Source organism: Enterobacter cloacae complex sp. IR5450 (genome assembly GCF_049238665.1).
Taxonomy (GTDB): domain Bacteria; phylum Pseudomonadota; class Gammaproteobacteria; order Enterobacterales; family Enterobacteriaceae; genus Enterobacter; species Enterobacter hormaechei_C.
In genome coordinates this window covers 167,233-174,811 of sequence record NZ_JBMKIC010000004.1, presented here as the reverse complement: position 1 = coordinate 174,811, position 7,579 = coordinate 167,233, and the positions used below count along the sequence as shown (strand labels likewise).

The following is a 7,579-nucleotide window of genomic DNA, read 5'->3' as shown; positions in this document are numbered from 1 at the left end:
TGGTTCGAATCCAGGTACCCCAGCCATATTTCTTCGATCATGCGGTTCTCCGCGGTATTGGGGTATCGCCAAGCGGTAAGGCACCGGTTTTTGATACCGGCATTCCCTGGTTCGAATCCAGGTACCCCAGCCATCGAAGATTGCAGTACTGGCTACGTAGCTCAGTTGGTTAGAGCACATCACTCATAATGATGGGGTCACAGGTTCGAATCCCGTCGTAGCCACCATATTTACGTTATCGAATACGATTCGGTAAACTGAACATTGTTGGGGTATCGCCAAGCGGTAAGGCACCGGATTCTGATTCCGGCATTCCGAGGTTCGAATCCTCGTACCCCAGCCACTTTAAAGTCGTTAAGCAGTTTGTTTAACGCAATTGGGGTGTCGCCAAGCGGTAAGGCTCTGGTTTCTGATACCAGCATTCCGGGGTTCGAATCCCTGCACCCCAGCCACTTTAAACAAACAAGCCCGCTCTGCGGGCTTTTTTGTTTTTGTTGTTTAGAATAGTGCGGCCTGATGCCTTCACCCTAACCCTCTCCCACGGGGAGAGGGAATAAAGATCAGAGTCCGAGGGCGTACTTCAGGGCCTGACGCTTCAGACCACCGGCACGTTCCGCTGCCATCAATCCAATATTGCGCACAATACGCACCGGACCAACATCATTGCTGAACCCGGCATAGAACAGATCCATCCCCGACTGCATAATGAAGTTATCCGCCATACGGCGCGTCTGGTAGCGCTTCAGAACCTGATGGCTGGCCCAGGCTTCCGCGTGGGCGCGAGCGTTACCCAGCACATCCAGTAACGCATCGACGTCACGGTATCCCAGATTCACCCCCTGCCCCGCCAGCGGATGAATGGTGTGCGCCGCGTCCCCCACAAGCACCAGTCCTTCACGGGCATACTGCAACGCATGGCGTCGCATCAGCGGGAATGCGCCGGCGGCAACCGGGGTCACGTTGCCCAGACGGCTCGGGAAGTGCTGGCGGATTTCGCGCTGCAACTGATCCATGGACAGCCCCTGCAACTGTCGAATGCGCGCCGGTTTGTCGTACCACACCAGCGAAGCCCAGTTATCAAACAGCGGTAAGAATGCATGCGGGCCGTTCGGCGTAAAATGCTGCCAGGTGCTTTCGCCCGGCGCGTTTTCTGACTGAACGGTGATCAGCATGCAGGACTGCTGGTACTGCCAGGCATGGATCCCAATGCCTGCCATCTGCCTGACCTGCGAGTTCGCGCCATCCGCCCCCACCACCAGCTTCACGGCCAGCTCATCGTCGTTGTCCAGCGTCAGGAGATACCCGCCCTCATGACGATGCAGGCCTTTCAGCGAGTCCGGCACGCGCAACGTCACCTTCGGGTGCGCCTCCAGCGCCTGCCAGAGTGCCTGCTGGAGCACGTTGTTTTCCACCATATAGCCCAGGCGCGGCAGTTTCAGCTCGGCGGCATCAAACGACACGTGAGCATTTTCCCACTCCCAGGTTTCGAGACGGCTGTAAGGATGCGCGCGCATCGCCAGCACCGCCTCCCAGACGCCCAGCCCGCGAAGCAGATCAACAGAGGCCGCGCTGATGGCGGAAATACGCACGTCCGGTTGGCTGGCAGGATCGAATGCCGGCGGAGCCGCCTGTTCAATAACGGTTACGTCAAATCCCTGCTGCGCCAGCCCCAGCGCCAGTGCGCCGCCGACCATACCGCCGCCAACAACGGCAACTTCGGTGTTCAGGAGTGTCATGGTCACTATTCCTTATTGAAGAATACCTTAAGTTTACCGGATTTTTGCGGCCCTGAGGTTGACAACCTTCATACTGGTCACAACCGCACCAAAGCATTACAATACGCGGCTTGCAATCCTGAGCTGAGCAAGTCGATGACTAAAAAACTCCATATAAAAACCTGGGGCTGTCAGATGAACGAATACGATTCATCGAAGATGGCCGATCTGCTGGATACCACCCACGGATACCAGCTGACTGAAAATGCGAAAGAAGCCGATGTGCTGCTGCTGAACACCTGTTCAATTCGTGAAAAAGCACAGGAAAAAGTCTTTCATGTGTTAGGCCGCTGGAAGCTTCTCAAACGGAAAAATCCGGACCTGATCATTGGCGTGGGTGGCTGCGTCGCATCGCAGGAAGGTAAGCTGATCCGCCAGAGAGCCCCCTATGTGGATATCGTTTTTGGCCCTCAGACCCTGCACCGCCTGCCGGAGATGATTAATCAGGTTCGCGGCAGCCGTAGCCCGGTGGTTGACGTGAGCTTCCCGGAGATCGAGAAATTTGACCGTCTGCCAGAGCCGCGCGCTGATGGCCCGACCGCCTTCGTCTCCATCATGGAAGGCTGCAACAAATACTGTACTTACTGCGTGGTGCCTTACACCCGCGGTGAAGAAGTGAGCCGCCCGGCAGACGATATCCTGTTTGAAATCGCGCAGCTTGCCGCGCAGGGCGTTCGCGAAGTGAACCTGCTGGGGCAGAACGTGAACGCCTGGCGCGGGGAAAACTACGACGGCACCACCGGCAGCTTTGCTGAACTGCTGCGTCTGGTGGCGGCGATTGACGGCATCGACCGCATTCGCTTTACCACCAGCCATCCGATGGAATTTACCGACGACATTATTGACGTCTATCTCGATACGCCAGAGCTGGTGAGCTTCCTGCACCTGCCTATCCAGTGCGGCTCTGACCGCGTGCTGAACCTGATGGGTCGTCCACATACGGTGCTGGAGTATAAGTCCACCATCCGCAAGCTGCGTGAAGCGCGCCCGGATATCCAGATTAGCTCCGACTTTATCGTCGGCTTCCCTGGCGAAACCGCTGATGACTTCGAGCGCACCATGAAGCTCATCGGCGAGGTGAATTTCGACGTCAGCTACAGCTTTATCTTCTCTGCGCGCCCGGGCACCCCTGCGGCCGATATGGTTGATGATGTACCGGAAGAAGAGAAAAAGCAGCGTCTGTATATTCTACAGGAGCGTATCAACCAGCAGGCCAACGCCTGGAGTCGTCGCATGCTCGGCACTGTCCAGCGTATTCTGGTGGAAGGCACCTCCCGTAAGAGCATCATGGAACTGTCTGGTCGAACCGAAAATAACCGCGTGGTGAATTTTGAAGGCACCCCGGACATGATCGGTAAGTTTGTGGACGTCGAGATTGTCGAAGTGCTCACGAACTCGCTGCGCGGGAAGGTGGTACGCACTGAGGACGAAATGGGTCTGCGAATTGCACAGACTCCGGAATCCGTTATCTCTCGCACCCGCAAGGTCAACGACTCTGGCGTAGGTATTTACCAGCCGTGATCCTCCTGGCCTGCCTGTCCGGCAGGCCTTGTATTTCCTCTCATCACCCCCAATATCTACCGCAACGCTTGCGCCTTTATTCTATGGCGTGAATAATTTCGGTAATGACCGTTTTATTACGCCGTGTGGCCACAGGTCAGTTAACCAATTAAAGAGGAACAGTTTGAACATAGATACGCGTGAAATTAGCCTTGAGCCTGCAGACAACGCTCGCCTGCTGAGCCTGTGCGGGCCGTTTGATGACAACATCAAACAACTGGAGCGACGTCTGGGTATCGAAATCAATCGTCGCGATAACCATTTCAAACTCACCGGACGCCCAATCTGCGTCAACGCCGCGGCAGATATTCTCCGCAGCCTGTATGTTGATACCGCCCCGATGCGCGGTGAGATCCAGGATATTGAACCTGAACAGATCCACCTGGCCATCAAAGAGGCGCGCGTGCTTGAGCAGAGCGCGGAGAGCGTGCCGGACTATGGCAAAGCCATCAACATCAAAACTAAACGCGGCGTGATTAAGCCTCGTACCCCGAACCAGGCGCAGTACATCGCCAATATTCTCGACCATGACATCACCTTCGGCGTGGGCCCGGCGGGTACGGGTAAAACCTATCTGGCCGTTGCTGCTGCGGTCGATGCGCTTGAGCGTCAGGAGATCCGCCGTATCCTGCTGACCCGCCCTGCTGTTGAAGCCGGTGAAAAACTGGGCTTCCTGCCGGGCGATCTGAGCCAGAAGGTCGACCCGTATCTGCGCCCGCTGTATGACGCGCTGTTCGAAATGCTCGGCTTCGAGAAAGTTGAAAAGCTCATCGAGCGTAACGTGATTGAAGTGGCCCCGCTGGCCTACATGCGTGGCCGTACGCTTAACGACGCGTTCATCATTCTGGATGAGAGCCAGAACACCACTATCGAACAGATGAAGATGTTCCTGACGCGTATTGGCTTTAACTCGAAAGCGGTTATCACCGGTGACGTCACCCAGATTGACCTGCCGCGTAACACCAAATCGGGTCTGCGTCACGCCATCGAAGTCCTGGCCGAGGTAGAGGAAATCAGCTTCAACTTCTTCCACAGTGAAGACGTGGTACGCCATCCGGTGGTCGCGCGTATCGTTAACGCTTATGAGGCCTGGGAAGAGGCAGATCAGAAGCGCAGGGCCGAACTGGCCGCAGAACGTAAGCGCGAAGCGCAGGAGCATGAACAGAAATGAGTCAGGTGATCCTCGATTTACAGCTGGCCTGTGAAGATAATTCCGGCATGCCAGAAGAGGCACAGTTTCAGAAATGGCTGGATGCCGTTATCCCCCAGTTTCAGGAAGAATCAGAGGTCACGATTCGCCTGGTGGATGAAGCAGAAAGCCATGAGCTCAACCTGACCTACCGCGGGAAAGATAAGCCGACCAACGTGCTCTCTTTCCCGTTCGAAGCCCCTCCGGGCATTGAGATGCCGCTGCTGGGCGATCTGATCATCTGCCGTCAGGTGGTTGAGCAGGAAGCCAAGGAGCAGCAAAAGCCGCTGGAAGCGCACTGGGCACACATGGTGGTGCACGGTAGCCTGCATCTTCTGGGTTACGACCATATTGAAGATGACGAAGCGGAAGAGATGGAATCCCTCGAGACAGAGATAATGCTTGCTCTGGGCTATGAGGATCCGTACATTGCCGAGAAAGAATAGTCAGTCACTGACTACCATGCCGCCGCGCAGGGACATAGCGCGGCGGTTAACGTTGAACTAACAAGAGAACCCTTAACAAACGCCATGAGCGACGACAATTCACACAGTAGCGACACGACAACCACTAAAAAGGGATTTTTCTCCCTCATTCTGAACCAGCTTTTCCACGGCGAACCGAAAAACCGTGATGAACTGCTGGAGCTGATTCGTGATTCCGGGCAGAACGACCTTATCGACGAAGATACGCGCGAAATGCTCGAAGGGGTGATGGACATCGCCGACCAGCGCGTCCGCGACATCATGATCCCCCGCTCGCAGATGATTACCCTGAAACGCAACCAGACGCTGGACGAGTGCCTCGATGTGATTATCGAATCGGCTCACTCACGTTTCCCGGTCATCAGCGAAGATAAAGATCACATTGAAGGGATTTTGATGGCGAAAGATCTGCTGCCGTTTATGCGCAGCGATGCCGAAGCCTTCAGTATGGAAAAGGTGTTACGCCCGGCCGTGGTTGTGCCGGAAAGTAAGCGTGTGGATCGGATGCTGAAGGAGTTTCGCTCCCAGCGCTATCACATGGCGATTGTTATTGATGAATTTGGTGGCGTTTCCGGTCTGGTCACAATCGAAGACATCCTTGAGCTGATCGTGGGCGAAATCGAAGACGAGTATGACGAAGAAGAGGATATTGACTTCCGTCAGCTGAGCCGCCACACCTGGACCGTGCGCGCGCTGGCCTCCATTGAAGACTTCAACGATACCTTTGGCACCAGCTTCAGCGATGAAGAAGTGGACACCATTGGTGGTCTGGTGATGCAGGCCTTCGGCCATCTTCCGGCCCGCGGTGAAACCGTTGACATCGATGGTTACCAGTTCAAGGTCGCAATGGCTGACAGCCGACGTATTATTCAGGTTCACGTCAGAATGCCGGACGACTCACCGGTGCCAAAACTGGAAGATTAATGTAAATGGCATTTGCCCCACTCTTTGAACGCCAGCGCGTCCGTTTGCTGCTGGCGCTGTTACTCGGAGCCAGCGGTACGCTGGCTTTTTCTCCTTACGATATCTGGCCAGCCGCTATTCTCTCCCTGATGGGGATACAGGGGCTTACCCTGAACCGTCGTCCGGTACAGGCCGCGGCCATCGGCTACTTCTGGGGGCTGGGACTGTTTGGCTCTGGTATCAACTGGGTCTACGTCAGTATCGCGCAATTTGGCGGAATGCCGGGGCCGGTTAACGTCTTCCTGGTTGTGCTGCTCGCCGCCTATCTTTCGCTCTACACTGGCCTGTTCGCGGGCATCCTGTCTCGCCTGTGGCCAAAAACGACCTGGCTGCGCGTGGCGATAGCGGCACCCTTTGTCTGGCAAATCACCGAATTTCTGCGCGGCTGGGTACTGACCGGCTTCCCGTGGTTGCAGTTCGGCTATAGCCAGGTAGACGGCCCGCTGAAAGGCCTGGCCCCGGTCATGGGCGTGGAAGCCATCAACTTCCTGTTGATGATCGTCAGCGGCCTGCTGGTGCTGGCCCTGGTGACACGTAACTGGAAGCCGCTGGTTGCCGCGTTAATCCTGTTTGCCCTGCCCTTCCCGCTGCGTTATATCCAGTGGTTTACGCTGGAGCCCGCGCGCGCCACGCAGGTTTCTCTGGTCCAGGGCGATATCCCGCAGTCCCTGAAATGGGATGAGAATCAGCTGCTGAACACGCTGAAAATCTACGCCAACGCCACTGAAAAGGTGATGGGCAAATCGCAGCTCATCATCTGGCCTGAGTCTGCGATCCCAGACCTGGAGATCAATCAGCAGCCCTTCCTGAAGATGATGGACGATCTGCTGCGCGCACGCGGCAGTACGCTGATCACCGGAATTGTGGATGCGCGTCTCAATCAGCAGAACCGCTATGACACGTACAACACGATCATTACGCTCGGTAAGGGCAGCGAATACAGCTATACCTCCACCAATCGTTACAACAAAAACCACCTTGTACCGTTTGGCGAATTTGTTCCGCTGGAGTCTATTCTGCGCCCACTGGCACCGTTCTTTGATTTGCCGATGTCCTCATTCAGCCGGGGCCCTTACGTTCAGCCGCAGCTGCATGCGCACGGTTTTGCCCTGACGGCCGCCATTTGCTACGAGATTATCCTCGGCGAGCAGGTGCGCGATAATTTCCGCCCGGACACCGACTATCTGCTGACCATCTCAAACGATGCGTGGTTCGGTAAATCGATTGGCCCGTGGCAGCACTTCCAGATGGCGAGAATGCGTTCTCTGGAGCTGGCGCGTCCGTTGCTGCGCAGCACCAATAACGGCATTACCGCCGTGATTGGTCCGCAGGGTGAAATCCAGGCCATGATCCCGCAATTTACCCGTGAGGTGCTGACTACTAACGTCACGCCAACTACCGGGCTCACCCCTTACGCGCGCACCGGGAACTGGCCGCTTTGGATTTTGACCGTGCTGTTCGGCTTTGGCGCAGTGCTGATGAGCCTGCGTCAGCGTCGTAAATAACCTTACCTTCTGTTGCCGGGTGGCGGCTACGCCTTACCCGGCCTGCTCTCCGGCGCCGGCGCCGCCCGACAATTTCCTCCCAAACTTCAATTCTGGCACGCC

At 56.2% G+C, this 7,579-nt stretch carries 6 protein-coding genes and 4 tRNA genes; 9 read left to right on the top strand and 1 reads right to left on the bottom strand.

Going from position 1 to position 7,579, the window contains the following annotated elements; genetic code table 11:
* Positions 1–58: 58 nt before the first annotated feature.
* The 4 genes from ACOTYB_RS05935 to ACOTYB_RS05920 all read left to right on the top strand — a co-directional run bounded on the left by ACOTYB_RS05935 (position 59) and on the right by ACOTYB_RS05920 (position 452).
* Positions 59–133, top strand: a tRNA-Gln gene (locus ACOTYB_RS05935).
* A gap of 17 nt (positions 134–150) precedes the next feature.
* A tRNA-Met gene (locus ACOTYB_RS05930) sits at positions 151–227 on the top strand.
* A gap of 41 nt (positions 228–268) precedes the next feature.
* Positions 269–343 (top strand) — tRNA-Gln (locus tag ACOTYB_RS05925).
* 34 nt (positions 344–377) lie between these two features.
* Positions 378–452 (top strand) — tRNA-Gln (locus tag ACOTYB_RS05920).
* 108 nt (positions 453–560) lie between these two features.
* Here ACOTYB_RS05920 and ubiF read toward each other — a convergent pair.
* The gene (ubiF, locus tag ACOTYB_RS05915; RefSeq protein WP_003858670.1) at positions 561–1,736 is read right to left on the bottom strand and encodes a 3-demethoxyubiquinol 3-hydroxylase; all 1,176 of its coding nucleotides are present in this window, start codon (positions 1,734–1,736) and stop codon (positions 561–563) included.
* Between the two features lie 135 nt (positions 1,737–1,871).
* Here ubiF and miaB point away from each other — a divergent pair, with 135 nt between their 5' ends.
* The 5 genes from miaB (at position 1,872) to lnt (ending at position 7,477) form a co-directional block, all read left to right on the top strand.
* On the top strand, positions 1,872–3,296 hold the full coding sequence (gene miaB / locus ACOTYB_RS05910) for a tRNA (N6-isopentenyl adenosine(37)-C2)-methylthiotransferase MiaB (protein ID WP_214578269.1): 1,425 nt from the start codon (positions 1,872–1,874) through the stop codon (positions 3,294–3,296).
* Between the two features lie 163 nt (positions 3,297–3,459).
* Positions 3,460–4,506 (top strand): PhoH family protein, encoded by a 1,047-nt coding sequence (locus ACOTYB_RS05905; protein WP_003858674.1) that lies wholly within the window; start codon positions 3,460–3,462, stop codon positions 4,504–4,506.
* A complete protein-coding gene (gene ybeY, locus ACOTYB_RS05900; protein WP_003858677.1) occupies positions 4,503–4,970 on the top strand; it encodes an rRNA maturation RNase YbeY in 468 nt (155 codons plus the stop codon). Before ACOTYB_RS05905 ends, ybeY begins: the two co-directional genes overlap by 4 nt.
* Before the next feature lie 84 nt (positions 4,971–5,054).
* Positions 5,055–5,933 carry a CNNM family magnesium/cobalt transport protein CorC gene (corC, locus tag ACOTYB_RS05895; RefSeq protein ID WP_003858679.1) on the top strand — a complete coding sequence of 293 codons (879 nt, stop codon included), beginning with the start codon at positions 5,055–5,057 and terminating at the stop codon, positions 5,931–5,933.
* A gap of 5 nt (positions 5,934–5,938) precedes the next feature.
* Positions 5,939–7,477 carry an apolipoprotein N-acyltransferase gene (gene lnt, locus ACOTYB_RS05890; protein WP_047054210.1) on the top strand — a complete coding sequence of 513 codons (1,539 nt, stop codon included), beginning with the start codon at positions 5,939–5,941 and terminating at the stop codon, positions 7,475–7,477.
* Positions 7,478–7,579: the final 102 nt, after the last annotated feature.

Excerpts from the sequence above, each read along its gene's own strand:
- corC (WP_003858679.1), top strand. The coding sequence starts at position 5,055 with ATGAGCGACGACAATTCACACAGTAGCGACACGACAACCACTAAAAAG.
- ybeY (WP_003858677.1), top strand. The coding sequence starts at position 4,503 with ATGAGTCAGGTGATCCTCGATTTACAGCTGGCCTGTGAAGATAATTCC.
- lnt (WP_047054210.1), top strand. The coding sequence starts at position 5,939 with ATGGCATTTGCCCCACTCTTTGAACGCCAGCGCGTCCGTTTGCTGCTG.
- miaB (WP_214578269.1), top strand. The coding sequence starts at position 1,872 with ATGACTAAAAAACTCCATATAAAAACCTGGGGCTGTCAGATGAACGAA.
- ubiF (WP_003858670.1), bottom strand. The coding sequence starts at position 1,736 with ATGACACTCCTGAACACCGAAGTTGCCGTTGTTGGCGGCGGTATGGTC.